Origin of the sequence: Ensifer sp. 22521 (genome assembly GCF_052044795.1) — a bacterium.
Lineage (GTDB): Bacteria > Pseudomonadota > Alphaproteobacteria > Rhizobiales > Rhizobiaceae > Ensifer.
On sequence record NZ_JBQENM010000003.1, the window covers coordinates 1 to 17,218 of the forward strand.

The following is a 17,218-nucleotide window of genomic DNA, read 5'->3' on the forward strand; positions in this document are numbered from 1 at the left end:
CCGTAAAGCTGATCATTCCCGTCCAACGTGGTGATGACGTCGTCGCCCGAACCGCCGGTGATCTGGACGTGCTCGACATTGACGAAGGTCGTGCCATCGCCGATCGCGGTGGCTGCCGTCGTGCTGATCATCGAGATATTGAGCGCAGCCGTTGCCGTCGAGCGGTCGATCACCGCCGTGTCCTCGCCGTCGCCACCGTCGAGCGTGTCGGCCCCGCCGTAGCTGTAGAGTGTGTCGTTGCCCGATCCGCCGTTGAGAATGTCATTGCCGGAAGAGGCCGCATTGTCATCGTCTATGAGCGTGTCGTCGCCCGCTCCGGCATTGATCGTGTCGCTGCCTTCGCCGCCGGCCAGATAGTCGGCGCCGTCGCCGCCGATCAGGCCGTCGTCACCGCTGCCACCAAAGGCCTGGCCGCCGTCGGCACCCGTGTCGAGCGTATCAGTGCCAAGGCCGCCATCCAGGTAGTCGTAGCCGGCCCCCCCGGTCAGCGTGTCCTGGCCGCCATACCCGTAGATGACATCATTGCCGCCCAATCCATTGATCTCGTCATCGCCGACCTCAAGGGAGGGGTCGCCGGCTTGCGGACCGCCGTGCAGGACATCGTCCTCCTCGGTTCCGCTAATGACGTCGCTGCCGTTCGTTCCGTATTTCTCGGCCATTTTTCCCTCCCCAATATGAATTTACATTACGGAATCCGATCAATTCTCAAGCAAAGCGCGTTGGGACCGCAATTCTCCGCGAGGCCAGCACTCGCGATGGTGACAGCGGCGACGCGCCGTATATTAGCAGTAACTAAACACAGTGTGCGAAACAGCGCATGACCCATTTGGGTCAAACCGGCTTCGAGCAGATGGGTCACCTCGCGGGAATATGGCAAATCCGGGAAAGTAGAGTCACGAGCTCCGATTGCCTGTGAGTACCCGTCTTGCTGAAAACGGCTTTGAGTTGGTTCCGCGCGGTCTCATAGGATATGCCGCAGACGCTTGCCACTTCCTCTAAAGACGCGCCGGTCGCAAGCCTGTCTGCCAGTTTTGATTCTGCCGCCGAGAGCGAAAAACAGGCCTGAATGGCAGCTTGGCCAGGTGTCCGCCCAATCTGGGGATCGATCAGCACTGCGACGGCTTGACCCGGTGCCAGCGGGTTGAAAGCGATGGATTTAAGCCCAACGACGCACGCAAGGATCGGGAAGAGCCCGGGTCTCGGAAACGCGACCACTGCGGAGCAGGATGATCCGTGGAGCAAAATTTGCCTCAGTGATCTATTGAACGTGGTCGTGGAGTTCGTGTCGTAGGAGCACAGCCTTCTGTCGACAATGCGTAACGCTCCATCCAGCATACCTTCCGCCGACCCGTTGAGCTTCACAACATGGCCCTTTGCGTCAAAGGCGATAGCAGCAACCCGGCTCGTTTCAAAAGCGTCAAGCGCGGCATCCATGCGAGCAAAGCCAAGCATTCGAGATATTGCGGAGGCAGTGCCTAGCCGGCCGGAAAGATTGGTTAGTGTCTGGAGTTGCGTCGGGGAGAATGGGCCCTGCTCAATGGAGCGCTGAAGTGAGAGGACCCAAAGGCTGTCCCCAGATGCCACCTTCACACATGCGCACCAGCGTAATCCATGTGGGGCAAGAAACTCCTGATAATACGAGTGCCTGGCAATCTGATCGGACGTGAACAAATCGAGGTCCGTCGCGATACCCTTCCGGATAAGAAGTGGTTTCACACCGTAGCGGACATCCCGCTCGACCCAACCTCCATTGATATAACTATCGACGGCACCCGCCATGGATTCGCTCTGGGGAAATCCCGGCAGTCGATTTTGCGCGTCAAAAAGCAGGGCTCCATAGGAGCCGGTGGCCGTGGCCGCGACATCCATCGCACCGTTCCATTTGCTGGGGTCGATCGCGGCTGCAACACAAGCCCTCTCTATCGATTCCAGGTCGAACTCGGTCCTCATAACCACTCTCTCGGTCGATCAATTACATCGCGAGCACTAGCCATCAGCCGAGCTAGTAAGAGCGCCTGTTCTGTCTGGCGGCGAGCGTCGGTCTCCAAGACATATTGTTCCCCTTGGACGTGCAGAATCCGGACGCCGAAAATATCCGCATAGTAGTCGTGCCGCGGTTTACGATTTCAGCCGTGAGGGCAACGCCACGAACCCGATCGGAAAGCCAAAGATTTGCCGGCCTGTCGCATGCATACCGTGTCTGCGCTTGGGGCGAGGCTCGGCGTCTCGCCTTCGGCTTTTGGTGATTACGCTGATCCAAGTCGGCCACACTCTCCATTGTGAGCCCTCCACGTCAGGGTAACCGTAATGGGGGTAAGTTGGTCTTCCCGCCAGTAAACGCGAGGCCCTTGTTGGCTTTCGGCAACTTATTGGTTGCATAGTACATCGCCCGATCGGTTTGGTAGAGCCGCCAACCTGAACCCTCGCTGATATGATCCTGGGCAAAGGAATGGCACCCCGTCGGCCGAATAGTTCACCGACGAGGGCGGGCACCTGGCCCGAGATCGCACATACAACGCAGGGCAGTTGAGCAGTTCCCCCAGCGCTTCCCGTAAATATTAGTTGAACCTAAAGAATGTCGTGGATCAAGTAACTATTTTGGGTAGTGTCCGATGCACAATGCGCGTTTGGGGCGGTCTCCGACGCTGGACTTGCCATTTACGGCTCGCCACGACGATCGGCATGAATCAGCGCGGCGGCCGATTGGCACCCCGCGCCGACAAACACTTCTGCATGCAAACGCACCAAATGGCAGGTCCCACTCGAATGCTCGCTACGCCGCAAGTGCTGTTTTATCGAAGTCTTGACCGCTTCCAGGCGGCCCGTGACTTTGTCACCCTTTGAAAACTTCTTGATCTCGTCATCGTAGAAGCTGCCGTCGCCCGAGATGGACTTCGTTTAGATAGCCTTGCCCGCTTTGAACCACGCCTTGCAGGGCGCGTAGGTGAAGACTGTCGTTCCAGACGCATTCTTCCAATGCGATTCAAAGCAGAAGGTGTTGTCCTTCACGGTCCACGTGCCATCTGCCCAGGTGTGAGTGCCATCTTTCTTGTCGTAGATTCCGAGTAGCGTCCCGTCGGCCATCCACGTGAAGTAGACGTTTCCGTTGTCCTTGTACTTCACCGTATTGCCGATCTAGATCGCCTTGGTCTGTTCCTCAGTTAGCGGCGGAGCAAACACCAATAACCACGGATACCGCTCTGCGTCTCGCCAAGTACTTCCGGACGACGCTGGAGTTTTGGCTCAACAAGCAGATCCGCTTCAGGTGCTGGCGGCGAAGCCGCCACAATCCGACGGGATAAATTGCGCCCAACGTAGCAAACAGCGCGATCCCACTTGATCCAGCAATTTCTGGTCGATAATCGCAGGTGAGGAAGCACTCAGTCAGCAAGCGCAAATCATGTCGACACAACATGCCGAAAAGTATCGGCCGGACATCGATGGCCTCCGAGCCATCGCCGTCCTCTCCGTCGTAATCTACCACGCCTTTCCCGGTGGAAAGCTGAAGGGCGGTTTCGTCGGTGTCGACATCTTCTTTGTGATCTCCGGTTTCCTGATCACCGGTATCCTGCTCCGCGAACTGAAGGCTGGAACCTTCTCCATCCTGAAGTTCTATGCCAGGCGTGTGCTCCGGATATTCCCAGCCCTGATCACGGTTTTGGCCGCTTGTCTCGCTGCAGGTTGGCTCGGGTTGTTCTCTGATGAATACGCCCAGGTCGGGAAGCACGTCGCCGGCAGCGCCGCCTTCATCGTCAACCTGTTGCTCTGGCAGGAGGTCGGCTATTTCGACGTGTCGTCGGAACTGAAGCCTCTGCTGCATTTGTGGTCGCTCGGCATCGAGGAGCAATTCTATATCGTCTGGCCCGTTTTCCTATGGCTCGCCTGGCGCTGGCGGTTTTCGTTCCTCAAGTTGTCTCTGACGATCGCGGCCGCCTCGTTCGCGGCCGGCGTCTATTACACCTACGCCGATCCAACCTTGGCATTCTATGCGCCGCCGACCCGGTTCTGGGAACTGATGGCGGGCGGGATTCTCGCCTATTGCCTGGCGCAAGGCATATCGCCGAGCGACCGCCACCGCGACGGGTTCTCTGTCCTGGGCCTAGTCCTGATCGTCGTCGGCCTGCTGGTGATCAAGAAGAGCTATGCTTTCCCGGGCGCTTGGGCGCTGCTGCCGGTGGCGGGCGCTGTGCTCCTGATGGCGGCAGGGCCGGCCGCCGTGATCAACCGAACGGTGCTTTCTAATAAGGTGGCGGTCTGGTTTGGCCTGATCAGCTACCCACTCTATCTATGGCACTGGCCGATTCTCGCGTTCCTTCGGATCGGCAAGGCCGACGGCGTCTATCGCGAAATAGCGTGGGAGAGCCGGACGATCGCGGTGCTTGCGGCCATCGCTCTCGCCTGGGCGACATACCGCCTTATCGAGCGCCCGATTCGATATGGTGGTGACAAGCGGGTGTGGGTGCCGGCGCTGTCCGCGGGCATGATTGCGCTGCTCTTCACCGGCGCCGGTGTCTACGGCATGAACGGCATACCAAGCCGAGTCGAGCTGTCGCCGCCTTCCGCCGCCGTCCTTTTCGCCGACTACCCGCACCCGCTGAAAAACGCCACATGCGCCGAGGTGTACCCGGATCTTGCGGACGCATGGAGTTGCCTGCTGTCCAAGGACAGGCCGGCCGATGTCGCAATCATCGGCGATTCGCACGCTCACCAATATTTCCAGAGCCTGGCGAAGAAGCTGCCGAGCTTGAGCGTCCTGAACACCAGCGCGCCAAATTGCTTGCCCTTCTCTGGACATGCCCGCTGCGAAAAAGTCGCTGCCGACACGATCGCCTTTCTTGAGAAGAACCGATCGATCGAGACCGTCATTCTCGCCGGCTATTACAGCGTCCTCGCCGCCGGCATGAAATATGAGAACATCGAGGGCCAGCGGGTTGCAGCTGACCTCACCGATGAGCGTCGCGAGCGGTTTGAAAATGCTGGCCGGAAGATGCTGGCGGCCCTCGCCGCGCAAGGAAAGCGCGTCATCGTCCTCGGCGACATCCCGGACATGGTTTTCAGGCCGCGCGATTGCGTGGGCTTCGATAATCCGTTGATGGCGTCGCTTCGGGGAAGCCTGAGCGCCAAATCGCTCGACAAGTGCGGTATCCCGGAACCCGATTTCCGCGCCCGCATCCAGTCGTTCGACAACTCCCTCGCGGCCGTCCTGTCGGAGCATCCGAGCGTGTCGAAGTTTGATCCGCGTCCGCTTTTCTGCGACGGCTCTTATTGCATGGCCTATCGCGAGCCGACGTTCCTCTATTGGAATAGCGACCATCTGGCCATCGAGGGGGCAGACATGGTCATTGATGCGCTGCTGAAGGCGGTGCCCATCGGGACGCCGGTGGCGGCCGCCTCGGTGAGCAGCGTGCTATAATCCCCCCTTTCCGACTATCACCAGCACGACCCGCCGGACCGCCTCTGCGAAAATGACGCCGAGCGCCATTGGCGCAATACCGGTGAGGCGAACTTCACCCAACCTTCCCGCTTCGGCAACGGCCACGGAAATAGAGTCCTTATAGACGTCCAGTCCAATATATGCATCGTCAAGAGGTTGCGCCGCTCGGGAAGTCTTAGACCGGTAGTCAGCCCAAAGTAGGCGTGCCAAAATCATCTGTTTGTTGAACAAAGTTGGAGGCAGGACCCCGGTGGGGAACCCTCGCAAACGAACATAAGAGGAGTACCGCTATCCCAGATACCCTCAGTCAGAAAACGCCCAGCCTGGTCATCACGCCCGCCGTAGGAGGCGCCAACGAACCAGTACAGAGCATGCTGTAGAACTTCCTGCTCCTCATGCGGCGAGGGAAGCATGGCAGGCCACTGGAATGTCAGGCAGCCCACGCCCCTTTCCTGTCGAAATGAGGGAGGCAACTTCTTCCGAAAAACCGACGCCCAGTCTATCCTGGGGTAAATTGTTTGCGAGGGTTGATGCGAATCATCTTCTTGATCGGGTTCATTGCAGCCTTAAATCTCGGGGGCTGTTCTTCCACATTGGAATGGGCGCGAATGAATACCTACAACTTCGAGGCTCAGAGGGTGGAACTCGAAGGAGAGAAGTTCGATGTCTACCGTCACAAGACCGACAAATCTCTCATGGTCTCGCCGGTAGCCGCTTCGCCTGCCCCACCCAAGTTCGTTACGCCCTTGATGCTGGATGAGAAGCTCCGAAGCACCGCCCGGAGGTATCTTGAAAACCAAGGTGGAAGGGACTGTGTGATTACCGAAGGTCGACCTCTCCGAAATCAGGTCTATGAATTCTGGTATCAGTGCGCGCAGTGACAGCCCTCATGGGAGGCCTTCCTGGATTCTGCCCGAATCGCTTCTCGCGGATATTGTGTCGTGACATCGGCGCCGACGACGAACGATCGAACAGCCCTGGCGCAACGTTTAGGCAGAAGGCCAATCAACCACAAAGCTTCTAAGCTTTGTCCCACAAAATCTGGAAGTTGACCCAACCAGAGAGGAAGAACGAGAACCAACGCCGCTACAAGGCGCATGGATAAATAGGGCAATTCAAGGCAAGGCTCACACAAGACAGTAAACCGATAAAGGCCGCTACAAACGACTTGCGTGATCGGCCTCACGGGCCCCCGTTGGTCGATGATGGAGGGCGCCTTGCACCAGATAAAACTGAGTATCTGCATACCGACGTATAATCGCGCACCCTTCTTGGAGAAGGCTCTCAGCTACTTCGTCGACCTCTACAAATTTCCCTTCTCTTACGAGATTGTTGTTTCCGACAACGCCTCGACGGACGATACTTGCGAGGTCGTCAAACGTTTCCTCGGCAAGGGGTTGCCCATCCGCTACTTCCGGCAAGTAGAGAACTTCGGAGCGGAAGCCAATAGCTTGGGCTCATACCGGCACGCGCTGGGAGAATATGTTATCTACCTCGCGGACGACGATTTGCTTATCAATGAGGGGATTATCGAGGCGATCAGGTATCTCGATCTGAATATTGATGTCGGTGCTTGCTACGCGCCTTGGTACACCCATGATGAAGTGGATGGACGAGACAATCCGCCCTTCTATTCCGTCGCGAAGAACACCAAGTTCAAGAAGCAGGCGTTCGAAAGTTGCTTCGACTTTTTGATTGACGGACACGTGTTTCCCGAGATCGCCATCTTCCGATCTTCCGCGCTCCGGTCAGCTCTAGTCCAGCGCCACTTTGCCTACTGGGCATTCTCGCATCTCGCGCATTTCCTAGACCAGGGGGCCGTTGCCTTCCTCAAGAATCCGTTCTATCGCCAAGTGATCCGCTCGAAAATCACACGCGACCGCCCACAAGCCGGCCACGCCGAAGTTCTGACCGCGTGGGACCGCTATCGGGGCGGGCTAGAATACTTCCTCTACATGGGCGCAAAACGGGGGGCAGTGGACATGAACGCTGATAAGCGCCGCACGCGCGACGCCCAAGTCCTCGACTTCACGATGGTGCGGATGACGGTTGCCTTGCGAATGTGGTTCCAAAAGCGGGACTATGTCCGAGCCTACGAACTCTACACCCGGCTTATGATGGGGGGGTTCGCCAGTCACCCTGAGGTCGCCGAGGCGCGTAATGTCCTGCCTCTGATGGTGGCCGTCCAAACACTTGCCCAACAGGCCAACACCGCTCCCGAAGTCGAAAAACTGCTGCTACACGGTGTCGACAACCACGATTCGTTGGCAGACCTTCTGCGTGAGGTTGGCCTACGATCTGAGATTGAGATCGTGGCCCCAGCAACAGAGCTGACGGAGACTGAGGTTGGCCGTACCGCCGTGTTCGTCACGGAAGTCCGCGACCGCGAGCACTATGTCCGCAAGGGACACCCGCCAAATTTGGTACTCAGCGAAAGCGACCTCCTGAGCCACGTGCTAATGTGAATTTGGATTGGTGCACGACGCGCCATTCATGACAACGGAGAAGAGGCATGTCGACAACGGACGACCGCCAGGAGTTTGAGGCTCATAAAGATAGGATGAGCCGTGCGCTCGCGCAGGATGGAGATGCGCTGAAGCAGTCTGTCGAACTGCTGATGTCCCTGAACCGCTACGACTACCCGTATCTGTGGTCTTGGATGGGTGTTCCTATTATCCAATTGCCGGCAGACGTTATGGCGACCCAAGAGGCGATCTGGAACACGAGACCTGACGTGATCATCGAGACAGGTGTCGCGCGTGGCGGTTCTCTAATCTTCATGGCCTCTATCCTTGCTGCGACTGGACAGACCGAAGCAAAGGTGATCGGCGTTGACATCGACATTCGAGCGCACAACCGCGAGTCTATCGAGACACATCACCTGGCGGATCGGATTGAGCTCGTGCAAGGAGGGTCGACGGATGAATCGACACTCGAGCAGGTACGGGCACTTATCCCGCCGGGTGCTAAGGTCATGGTCGTTCTGGACAGCGACCACACATTCAAGCACGTCCTCGACGAATGCCGAGCATACGGGCCTTTGGTGAGCGACGGATGCTATCTCGTCGTAGCTGACACCGTGGTCGGCCATATACCGGAAGGCAGCGCAATCCAGCGATCCAAACAGTGGGAAACGGGCAATGATCCTTTGACCGCTTTGCGTCAGTATCTGACGGAAACCCAGGATTTTGAGGTAGATCCTGCCATCAACGGGAAATTGGTATTCTCGTCATCGCCAGGCGGCTATTGCCGGCGTCTCAAGACGTCAAAGTGAGCGAGGCAGTTGATGGCAAAGTTTGATCCGGTCTTTGTAAAGGCGAATGAAGACCGCCAACACTCGCTCATGATTCCGATCGTGTCAGATGGCGGCCATGTGATTGGTCGCCTCTGCTGTCTCGACCAGGCGAATGCTTCTGACCCCACGACGATTGCCGCTCTCACCGCATGGCGGAATGCCAACAAGGAGGCCTTCCTTACCCAATTCAAGGCAACCGAAGCCCGCACGGCCAACTGGCTCGAAAAGGTGGTTGTGCCCAGCGGAGACCGGATTCTATTCTTGATCATCGATGCTGATGACAAGCTTATTGGCAACGTCGGCTTCGCCAACCTAACTGAAGAAAGTGCCGAACTTGACAACGTTCTACGTGGCGAGGTTTCGACCTATCCGAGGATTGCAGCGGCGGCCGTTCAGAGCCTCTTGGCCTGGGGCTTTGCGGACCTTGGGCTGAAATCGATCCACCTCAACGTCTTCGCTAACAACGATAAAGCAATCGGGCTATACACAGCTCTTGGTTTCTTGCCGGGAGAGGAGCGGCGGCTGTCGGTTCTTCGTTCCGAAGACGAAATCCGATACCTGATAGAATCCGATGCCGGTGAACCCGTTGAGTTCGGCTACCTTTATATGATCCATGGACGATCAGAGGGTGCTCAAAATACCCAGAAGAGTTTGTAGCGCGTTTTCCTTCGAGCGTCATTCCAGCACATTCGGAAAAACTTCATTCTGGTGAAGAGGCTCGCCCTTGGAAGCTTGTGGAGTAGTTTATAGCACCCGAGCGTATAGGCTAGCCGTTGCCGCAGTTTGTCGCGGAACGACTTCGCGCCATACTTTTTCTCCGATCCCGATCCCTCCATGAAGTCGTAAGTTGGGCCGGGCACGTACGCAACGAGGTCTCGGATTACGAACTCGGCAATGACGTATGACGCCACGCACCAGGGATTATTGAACTCGTACCATCGCCCCATCAGCGTATCGATGGCCGATGAGCGAAATACACCATAGACCCATTCACCAGGGAATGTCAGGTTCCGCGGGACTTCTCCGGCAGCATAGCGACGCGGGAAGCCGAACGTCGAGGGCGATGGGTGTTTAAGTCTTACCACATCGCCGCGAATGCTCTTGGTCGAACCCGTGGCAAGCAGCTTGCTATCGTCAACTTCTAGGGCGCCGACGAGCTTGGAGAGAAAGTCCGACGAAGAGAAATCGTCACATGCGCGAAGGCAGAAAAAATCGCCACTGTCCGCTCCGAGGCGGAAAGCTTTAGCGAAATTATCCATTGCACTGAGATGCTGCTCGTTGTGCACGATCGAGAAGCGACGGTCCCGCTCGCAGAACTTCTCGGCGATCTTCACCGTGTCATCCGTGGAGCAGTTTTCTAGGATGATCGCGCGGAAATCTCTAAACTCTTGGTCGGCGATACACTGAAGGCTCGCCTCCAGCGTCTTGGCGCCGTTGTACACCGGAAACACCACGACAACGCCAGATTGCTTCGACATCATTGAGTTCCTAGTCACCTGAATTTTCAATCCGGTGACTATCTGCCAGAACCGGAAAACGCAACAGGCCCAACGAGCGTTGACTACGGCATGTACGTTCGCGGTCCGCGCCCATTCTCTTCCAGATCAACCTTCAAGCGACCGCCCTCGCCGCCTTTGCCGATCACCAAGCTTCCCGACGGCGCGAAAGGTGAAGCAAAGCCTGGGGTGGATCCCAGTTTCGGTGGTCAAGCTGCGATCACCCCGAACTCCGATCTCCTACCAGCAGATCATAGAGATTGCTCACCAAGTCGGCCCGGATCAGGGCCTTTGGAGCAATTCTCTCCGTATGGCTTGATTGCAAGAGCAGCAATGAGTTTAGTCCGCAGATGCCTGCCATCTTAGTGCTCGCTACGTCCGCTGCGAGCCGGTGTGCCGGACAAGGAAACGGTGCAGCGCCGACTTGCTGATGGCGATGCCCTGAGCTGCAAGGGCATCACGAAGTTCGAACAAGGTGCCGTCCCGGTGTTCCTCAAGCCACGACATGATCGCGTCGGCGTTGGCTTCGGTTTTGTACGAATGACGGTCTCCACCCAGCGGACCCGGTCGAACATGGCCCTGACGGACTTGCAGGTTTCGCCACCGGCTCACGCTGGCCGCACTGACGCCAAAGCGCTCGGCAGCCTCCCGGTGCGACGCTCCGGCTGAGACGGCGGCAAGAACACGTGCGCGAAGATCAACGGAAAGGGCTTTCGACATTATCTGCCGACCTCCATCGGCAGAAAGTTTGAATCAGAACCCATCTGATTTGCAAAGCCCAAATGATTCAATCAGTCAGGGAAACGCTCTAATGTATAACCTGCAACATTCCGCATTTACTTCATAAGATAATTACTGCCGACACCGATTTAATACTCATCGCCACCAAACGTACACATCAATCATTCCGTATCTAAACGAGGATCAAACGCAAACATCCCATTAGTTAGCCGGGGATGCGATGAATTTATACTGGAAGTGGTTGCGAGGTCTGATTATAACCCCAAGTGAAGCCGCTGCTGGTCAGCCTTCGCGGCCGGCCGTGAAAGCCGCATGGCGCTTGGCAAGCAACTCGGCAACCTCGTCGATGAAGGCAGGATCGACGTCGGCGGCAAACTCGATGCGGGCGTTCTTGCCGTCGCGCTTCAGCTTGGCAAAGGCCCGTCCGCCGGCGTCGACCATTGTTTCCGGCTTCATCGTTTCCACCTTCGGCTTACGCGACAAGCGGGTGAAGAGAATCTGGAACCGGTGGTCGCTTTCGGCTTCGAGGAAGCGGCGGGAGCGGCATTCTTCCTGCGCGGCCTGGACCGCGACCTCGTCTTCAAGCAGCGCACCAAACGCCATCCAGCGCTCGCGGCCGACCTTCGGAGCCGGGCCGATGGCGCGGGCGATAACAGGCGGCACGCCTTCGGCAACCTGGATCAAACGCGACAGCTCGCTCTTCTGCACGGCGAGCGCCTCGCCGATCACTTTGCGGTCGAAGCCGCGGTCGGCAAGCGCGGAGGCAAACATCGCCCGTTCGATGAAGGAGAGGTTGCGCCGCTCGGCATTTTCCTTGCCCTGTGCGAGCACCAGCTCGTCGTCGGTGAGCGGCCGGACGATCGCTTTGACCTTGATGCCGAGGCTGCGCACGGCGTTGAGGCGCCGGTGGCCATAGGCCGTCTGGTAGCGGCCGTGCTTCTCCGGATGCGGGCGCACCAGGATCGGCGACTGCTGGCCGCTGTCGCGAATGCTGTCGGCTAGCGCCAGGAAATCCGGGTCGTCGGTTTCGCCGTCCGTCAGACGATCGCCGACGAAGGAGGCATCGACCAGATCCGGATCGAGATCGACGACGCGCTCGCCCTGCGTCAGGGCTTCGCGCAGCGCGCGCGCCTCTTCCGCCTCGCGGGTGATGCTGCCGAGAGAAAGGCCCATGGCCTTGATCGCGCCGGAAGCGGCGCGGGGAACTTCGGCAAGCGGTGCCTTAGCGGCCGCGGACCCGGCGGGCTGAGCGCTCGTTGCAGTGGCAGGCTGCACTTCATCAGCCGGCGCGGCCGGACCTGCCGGCTGGACATTGCCGGAGAAGAGGGCGCGCAGTTCGTTCTTGCGATTGCCAGCCATTCGATCAGCGCCCCCATGCCGCATGAATGAGCGCTTCGATCTCGCCGTTGACCGAGTTCAGCGATTCGACCGCGCGGTCGTAGGTGGCGCGCGTAAAATTCTCGCGCCCGACCTCGTAAAGCGTCTGCTTCGTCAGCCCGGCGTCCGAGACCGCCGTCGATTTCACCATGGCCGAGGTCAGCACCCGCTCACCGAAGAGCGAGCGCATGAAGCCGACGATCTGTGCCTGCGGCCCGTCGTTCGGCTCGAAGCGTGTGACGAGATAGCGCAGGAAGTCGAAATTCAGCTCGCCACCGGCCTCGCGCACGACGCTTAAGAGATCCGACGTCATGTAGAGGAACTGGTTCATCGAGGCGACGTCGAGCATCTGCGGATGCACCGTGACGATGACGGAGGTCGAAGCGCAAAGGGCCGAGAGTGTCAGATAACCGAGCTGCGGCGGGCAATCGATGATGACGACATCATAGTCATCGGCGACGCTGGCGAGCGCTGTCTGCACGCGGGCAAAGAACAGCGGGCCGGCGTCGCTGCCGTTGTGGCGAGCGCTCAGCGCCTGCGGCGTCGTATGCTCGAATTCCTGAAGCTCGAGGTTGCCGGGCACGAGATCGAGGCCGTCGAAATAGGTCTTGCGGATGATGTCCTTCAGCGGCCGCGCTTCGGCGTCGTAGCGGATCGCGCCATAGAGCGTGTCGTTGCCGGTGAGGTCAAGCTCCGGCTGATAGCCGAAGAGGGCGGAAAGCGAGGCTTGCGGATCGAGGTCGACGGCCAGCACGCGATGGCCTGTCATAGCGAGATATTGCGCGATATGCACCGACGAGGTCGTCTTGCCGGAGCCGCCCTTGAAGTTGGTGACAGAGATTACCTGCAGGTGCTCGCCTGCTTCCCGGTCACGCCACTTGAGGTAGCTACGCGCCTTGACGGCATTGCCCTTGGCCAGCGCCTGTTCGGCGAGATGACGGCGAAGCGCGTTGATGTCGGAGAGCGAATAGGACCGGCGACCGCCGAGCCCCGTATCCGGCTGTGGGCCCTCGCCGGCAAGCGAAAGCTGGCGCAGATACCCGTCGGAGACACCGATCAGCTTAGCCGCCTCGCCCGAGGTGAAACTGCGAAGCGTCTTCATCGCCGTCGGCGGGAAGAGCCGCTCGCGCATGGCCTTCAACTGGTCGGAAAGCGCGCGCGCATCGGCCGCGATCGCTTCGTCGGCCGGACGGCGAGCCTGGGAGTGATCCGCGTCCTGCCTTGCCTGGGTTGCCGTCATCGTCATTTCGCCCTACTCCTTGCATGCATCGCGGCACAACGCTGCGGCGATGCACTAACAGAGATTTAATCCAAATACGGCCAATCAGCACTTATTCGAAAAACTCCGTAACAGAGATGCCGGAGCTTCTGATTCGCGTCAAGACTTCGACCGCGATCGGCGGCAATGGCGAGCAACACGCTGGGGGTGCCAATCTCGCAAAAGAAAACGCCCGCGACGGCGGCGCGGGCGTTCGACAAAACCGTCAAATGGCAATGAGAGCTTGGGGCCGATGTGATCCGGGATCGGGCACTGATAGGGTTTATCCTCTGTTTTTTCGCGCCACTCCACCTTTGCGCGCGCCAGCAGATTGGCATCGAGGATCAGATCGAGACCCGTTGCCGCCAATGATTTCGCCGCATGGGCGAAAGCCTTGTGCGCGGCCGGGCTCTTGCCCTGCGCCACCACCTGCCAGGTGTGCGGCGCGGTGCCGATCGCCCAGGCGGGTGCCCAGCATTGCGCGGTCGGGGTGATCCAGCTCACATCGCCGACATCGGTCGAGCCGGCACGGAAATGTGACTGCCCCTCGAAATCGCGAAGGCCGAGATGCAGGCCGTCGAACCGTCGAGACGGCTGTTGGCGAAGACGTCGCCCTTGATCTGGTAGAGCCGGATGCTGCTCGATATCGCCTCCGGCGTCAGCGTCTTCTGGATGTCCTTGGCAAAGGCGATGTCGGCCTCGTCGAAAGGCATCGGGCCGAGCGCCACCATGTTCTGATGGATTGCCGTCTCCAGTGCGATGTTGGGCAGAAGGTTCGTCGCCGCGCGATCGAAGACGATCTCGACCTCGGTCTCGGTCATCATCGCCGCGCCCTTGGCGATCTTGTCGATCCGCGCAGCCAGCGCCAGTGCTTCCGGCATCTGCGGCGCCCGCACCAGATAGAGCGCCTCGGCACGCGCCTGGACGACGTTTGCCGCCTTGCCGCCCGCATCGGTGATCGCATAGTGCACACGGCAATCCTGCGGCATGTGCTCGCGCAGGAAGTTGACGCCGACATTCATCAGTTCCAGCGCATCGAGCGCACTGCGGCCGAGATGGGCGCCGTTGGACGCATGCGCCGCCACACCCTTGAAGCGGTAGTAGATTTCGAGCACGGCGAGATTGTTGGTCGAGCGAACGCCGTTGAAGGGTGCGGGATGCCAGGTCAGCGCCGTATCGACATCGGCGAAGACGCCGGCGCGCGCCATGAAGGTCTTGCCGGAACCGCTCTCCTCGCCGGGGCAACCATAATAGCGTATCGTACCCGGCAGCCCGTTGTCCTTCAGGTAGCGGGTAAGCGCGACGGGAGCGAGCAACGAACCGGTGCCGAGCAGATTGTGGCCGCAGCCATGACCCGTACCACCCTTGATTTCTCCCTGCGCTTCGGCGACGCCGGCCACTTGGCTCAAACCGGCCAGCGCATCGAACTCGCCAAGGAAGGCGGTTCGTTCGAACATCCGCTAGCTCCCGTGTTTACGGGAAGGCGATCCGGCAAGAAAGGGGTGCGACACCGAGCGTCGCGAAATCGATCGCCGAACGGCGCGCCATTGGTGAGGAGCGCGCGAACGCGCTCCTCAGGGATTCACCGATCAGGCATTGGCCTGCACCGGATGGTTGAAGCGCTCGGCAAAGACCTCGATCGAGCCACGACCGAAGCTGCGCAACTGCCGTCGCGTAAGAACAGCCATCACGCGTGCCGCCGTCGAGACGGTCATAGCGTCGAGCGGACCTTCACCGCTCCAAGGCTTGTTCAGCCGGTCCGTGACGATGCCGAGGAGGTTCGCCGGCATGATGTCGGTACAAGGTTTCATCCAATCGAAGACTTCGCTGATCGGAAGCAGCTTACCTTCGAACGCAACGAACGGCTCGGGCATGTTTGCGCCCCAGTCGTCATAGGCCTCCAGAGCATCGCGAAACAGGTTCTGCAGCGTGATGGAGGCGTGCCCTTCATGTAGAGCAGGCAGGAAATTCGTCATTTGTGTCTCCTTCAGTGGTTAAGGCCGGGAAACGCGAATGGCCAATTCTGTCAGCATGTGTTTGTGTTCGTGCCGGGTGGCCGATACTCTGTGGCCACGCGACTGGTTAAACTGCAGGCGATGACGCAATGCGCAAATCGGGTGATAGTTCCCTGAGCCGCAGTCAATTTTGGCGGGAAATCGGCACGCACGCACGCCGCATGCCGCGACCAAGGTTTCCCCCCGCGGCCTCCCCCCGACTCGATATTAACGATCCCGCCCCAAAGGTAAACACCGGGCCGCCATCGCGGCAGAAACGAAAATCTCAAATCGATAATTTCTATAGAATATACTATCTTACCCGGCTCTGCCAGATAATTCACTGATATGCACCTCAATCGACAGGGAGCAGTCACATGGGAACGATCTCGCGGCTTTCCGAGAAAACACGAGCCCCGGCGCACCGGATCGAGAGCGAAGAGGAAGCGCTGTCGATCGCCCACGAACTGGCGGCGGAATTTGCGAAGAGCGCCAATGTGCGGGATACGGATCGCATCCTGCCCTTCGACGAGCTCGATGCGCTGGCCCAATCCGGCCTGCTCGCGATCACCGTGCCGCCGGAATACGACGGCATCGACGTCTCCAATGCAGTTCTGGCGGAGATCACCGCCATCCTCGCGGAAGCAGACAGCTCGATCGGCCAGATCCCGCAGAACCACTTCTACATTCTGGAAGCGCTGCGCACCGATGGCACCGAAGAGCAGAAGGCGTTCTTCTTCGGCCGTGCGCTTGCCGGCGACCGTTTCGGCAACGCCCTTTCCGAGCGCGGCACGAAGACCGTCGGCGACTACGCGACGCGGTTGACGCCCGATGGTCCCGGTTTCCGGCTGAACGGGCGCAAGTATTATTCGACCGGCGTGCTGTTTGCCGAATGGATCGTGGTCTTCGCTCTGGATCCAAACGACAAGCTGACCATGTCGTTCTTGCCGCGCGGCGCCGAAGGATTGCAGATCATCGATGACTGGGACGGCTTCGGCCAGCGCACGACCGGCAGCGGCACGACCGTGCTGCAAAATGTCTATGTCACCGCCGATGCGGTGGTGCGCCATCACCGCGGCTTCGAGCGCCCGACGACGATCGGCTCCGTCGGCCAGATCATTCATGCCGGCATCGACCTCGGCATCGCCCGGGCGGCCTTTGCCGAAACCCTCAATTTCGTACGCGATCATGCGCGGCCCTGGATGGACAGCGGCGTGGAGAAAGCGGCCGACGACCCGCTGACGATCGCCCGCATCGGCCAGCTCGCCATCCGCCTGGAGGCGGCAACCGCCACCGTCGAACGCGCCGGCAAGAAGGTCGATGTCGCCCAGATCAACGGCACCGAGGAAAGCGTCGTCGTGGCAACGCTTGCCGTTGCCGCGGCGAAGGTTCTGACGACCGAGATCGCTTTGGAAACGAGCAACACGCTCTTCGAACTCGCCGGAACCGCCTCGACGAAGATCGGGCTCAACCTCGACCGGCATTGGCGCAACGCCCGCACCCACACGCTGCACGACCCGGTGCGCTGGAAGCATCACGTCGTCGGCAACTACCACCTGAACGGCGTCAAGCCGCCGAAGAACGGCGCACTTTGATCCCATTGACCGCGCACAAGCGGCCCGA

13 protein-coding genes and 2 pseudogenes are annotated in these 17,218 nt (G+C 59.3%); 6 read left to right on the plus strand and 9 right to left on the minus strand.

Annotation, left to right across the window (positions count from 1 at the left end):
• The 3 genes from ACTJKE_RS04160 to ACTJKE_RS04170 form a co-directional block, all read right to left on the minus strand.
• On the minus strand, window positions 1–659 hold a 659-nt coding region (locus tag ACTJKE_RS04160), incomplete at its 3' end, for a calcium-binding protein (protein WP_440661872.1).
• A gap of 196 nt (window positions 660–855) precedes the next feature.
• Complete coding sequence (locus tag ACTJKE_RS04165) at window positions 856–1,950, minus strand: helix-turn-helix transcriptional regulator (RefSeq protein ID WP_440691226.1); 1,095 nt, start codon at window positions 1,948–1,950, stop codon at window positions 856–858.
• Window positions 1,951–2,898: 948 nt separating this feature from the next.
• Window positions 2,899–3,123 carry a DUF995 domain-containing protein gene (locus ACTJKE_RS04170; protein WP_440661871.1) on the minus strand — a complete coding sequence of 75 codons (225 nt, stop codon included), beginning with the start codon at window positions 3,121–3,123 and terminating at the stop codon, window positions 2,899–2,901.
• 277 nt (window positions 3,124–3,400) lie between these two features.
• Here ACTJKE_RS04170 and ACTJKE_RS04175 point away from each other — a divergent pair, with 277 nt between their 5' ends.
• The 5 genes from ACTJKE_RS04175 (at window position 3,401) to ACTJKE_RS04195 (ending at window position 9,386) form a co-directional block, all read left to right on the plus strand.
• Window positions 3,401–5,413 carry an acyltransferase family protein gene (locus ACTJKE_RS04175; RefSeq protein WP_440638829.1) on the plus strand — a complete coding sequence of 671 codons (2,013 nt, stop codon included), beginning with the start codon at window positions 3,401–3,403 and terminating at the stop codon, window positions 5,411–5,413.
• A gap of 629 nt (window positions 5,414–6,042) precedes the next feature.
• Complete coding sequence (locus ACTJKE_RS04180; protein ID WP_440638831.1) at window positions 6,043–6,315, plus strand: hypothetical protein; 273 nt, start codon at window positions 6,043–6,045, stop codon at window positions 6,313–6,315.
• A gap of 336 nt (window positions 6,316–6,651) precedes the next feature.
• Window positions 6,652–7,899 (plus strand): glycosyltransferase family 2 protein, encoded by a 1,248-nt coding sequence (locus tag ACTJKE_RS04185; protein ID WP_440638833.1) that lies wholly within the window; start codon window positions 6,652–6,654, stop codon window positions 7,897–7,899.
• 47 nt (window positions 7,900–7,946) lie between these two features.
• On the plus strand, window positions 7,947–8,708 hold the full coding sequence (locus ACTJKE_RS04190) for a cephalosporin hydroxylase family protein (protein WP_440638835.1): 762 nt from the start codon (window positions 7,947–7,949) through the stop codon (window positions 8,706–8,708).
• A gap of 12 nt (window positions 8,709–8,720) precedes the next feature.
• Window positions 8,721–9,386 (plus strand): GNAT family N-acetyltransferase, encoded by a 666-nt coding sequence (locus ACTJKE_RS04195; RefSeq protein ID WP_440638837.1) that lies wholly within the window; start codon window positions 8,721–8,723, stop codon window positions 9,384–9,386.
• Here the strand turns inward: ACTJKE_RS04195 and ACTJKE_RS04200 are convergent.
• From ACTJKE_RS04200 to ACTJKE_RS04225, 6 genes and pseudogenes are all read right to left on the minus strand, one after another.
• Window positions 9,362–10,207 (minus strand): glycosyltransferase family 2 protein, encoded by an 846-nt coding sequence (locus tag ACTJKE_RS04200; protein ID WP_440638839.1) that lies wholly within the window; start codon window positions 10,205–10,207, stop codon window positions 9,362–9,364. The two genes, ACTJKE_RS04195 and ACTJKE_RS04200, sit on opposite strands and share 25 nt — an antisense overlap.
• Before the next feature lie 396 nt (window positions 10,208–10,603).
• Window positions 10,604–10,945: pseudogene (locus tag ACTJKE_RS04205) on the minus strand (helix-turn-helix domain-containing protein); the annotation flags it as partial.
• 303 nt (window positions 10,946–11,248) lie between these two features.
• A complete protein-coding gene (repB, locus tag ACTJKE_RS04210; protein WP_440635750.1) occupies window positions 11,249–12,325 on the minus strand; it encodes a plasmid partitioning protein RepB in 1,077 nt (358 codons plus the stop codon).
• Window positions 12,326–12,329: 4 nt separating this feature from the next.
• Window positions 12,330–13,583 carry a plasmid partitioning protein RepA gene (gene repA / locus ACTJKE_RS04215; protein ID WP_440635760.1) on the minus strand — a complete coding sequence of 418 codons (1,254 nt, stop codon included), beginning with the start codon at window positions 13,581–13,583 and terminating at the stop codon, window positions 12,330–12,332.
• 264 nt (window positions 13,584–13,847) lie between these two features.
• Window positions 13,848–15,043, minus strand: a pseudogene (locus tag ACTJKE_RS04220) (amidohydrolase); the annotation flags it as partial.
• A 147-nt stretch (window positions 15,044–15,190) separates the two neighbouring features.
• Window positions 15,191–15,577, minus strand: coding sequence for a hypothetical protein (locus ACTJKE_RS04225; RefSeq protein ID WP_057251743.1), 387 nt, complete (start codon window positions 15,575–15,577; stop codon window positions 15,191–15,193).
• A gap of 395 nt (window positions 15,578–15,972) precedes the next feature.
• Here ACTJKE_RS04225 and ACTJKE_RS04230 point away from each other — a divergent pair, with 395 nt between their 5' ends.
• Window positions 15,973–17,190, plus strand: coding sequence for an SfnB family sulfur acquisition oxidoreductase (locus tag ACTJKE_RS04230; RefSeq protein ID WP_440635748.1), 1,218 nt, complete (start codon window positions 15,973–15,975; stop codon window positions 17,188–17,190).
• The last annotated feature ends 28 nt before the right edge of the window (window positions 17,191–17,218 follow it).

What these genes read in the sequence shown, in the direction of transcription:
- ACTJKE_RS04165 (WP_440691226.1), bottom strand. Translation starts at nt 1,950, where the DNA reads ATGAGGACCGAGTTCGACCTGGAATCGATAGAGAGGGCTTGTGTTGCA.
- ACTJKE_RS04175 (WP_440638829.1), top strand. Translation starts at nt 3,401, where the DNA reads ATGTCGACACAACATGCCGAAAAGTATCGGCCGGACATCGATGGCCTC.
- ACTJKE_RS04180 (WP_440638831.1), top strand. Translation starts at nt 6,043, where the DNA reads ATGAATACCTACAACTTCGAGGCTCAGAGGGTGGAACTCGAAGGAGAG.
- ACTJKE_RS04190 (WP_440638835.1), top strand. Translation starts at nt 7,947, where the DNA reads ATGTCGACAACGGACGACCGCCAGGAGTTTGAGGCTCATAAAGATAGG.
- ACTJKE_RS04195 (WP_440638837.1), top strand. Translation starts at nt 8,721, where the DNA reads ATGGCAAAGTTTGATCCGGTCTTTGTAAAGGCGAATGAAGACCGCCAA.
- ACTJKE_RS04200 (WP_440638839.1), bottom strand. Translation starts at nt 10,207, where the DNA reads ATGTCGAAGCAATCTGGCGTTGTCGTGGTGTTTCCGGTGTACAACGGC.
- repB (WP_440635750.1), bottom strand. Translation starts at nt 12,325, where the DNA reads ATGGCTGGCAATCGCAAGAACGAACTGCGCGCCCTCTTCTCCGGCAAT.
- repA (WP_440635760.1), bottom strand. Translation starts at nt 13,583, where the DNA reads ATGACGGCAACCCAGGCAAGGCAGGACGCGGATCACTCCCAGGCTCGC.
- ACTJKE_RS04225 (WP_057251743.1), bottom strand. Translation starts at nt 15,577, where the DNA reads ATGACGAATTTCCTGCCTGCTCTACATGAAGGGCACGCCTCCATCACG.
- ACTJKE_RS04230 (WP_440635748.1), top strand. Translation starts at nt 15,973, where the DNA reads ATGGGAACGATCTCGCGGCTTTCCGAGAAAACACGAGCCCCGGCGCAC.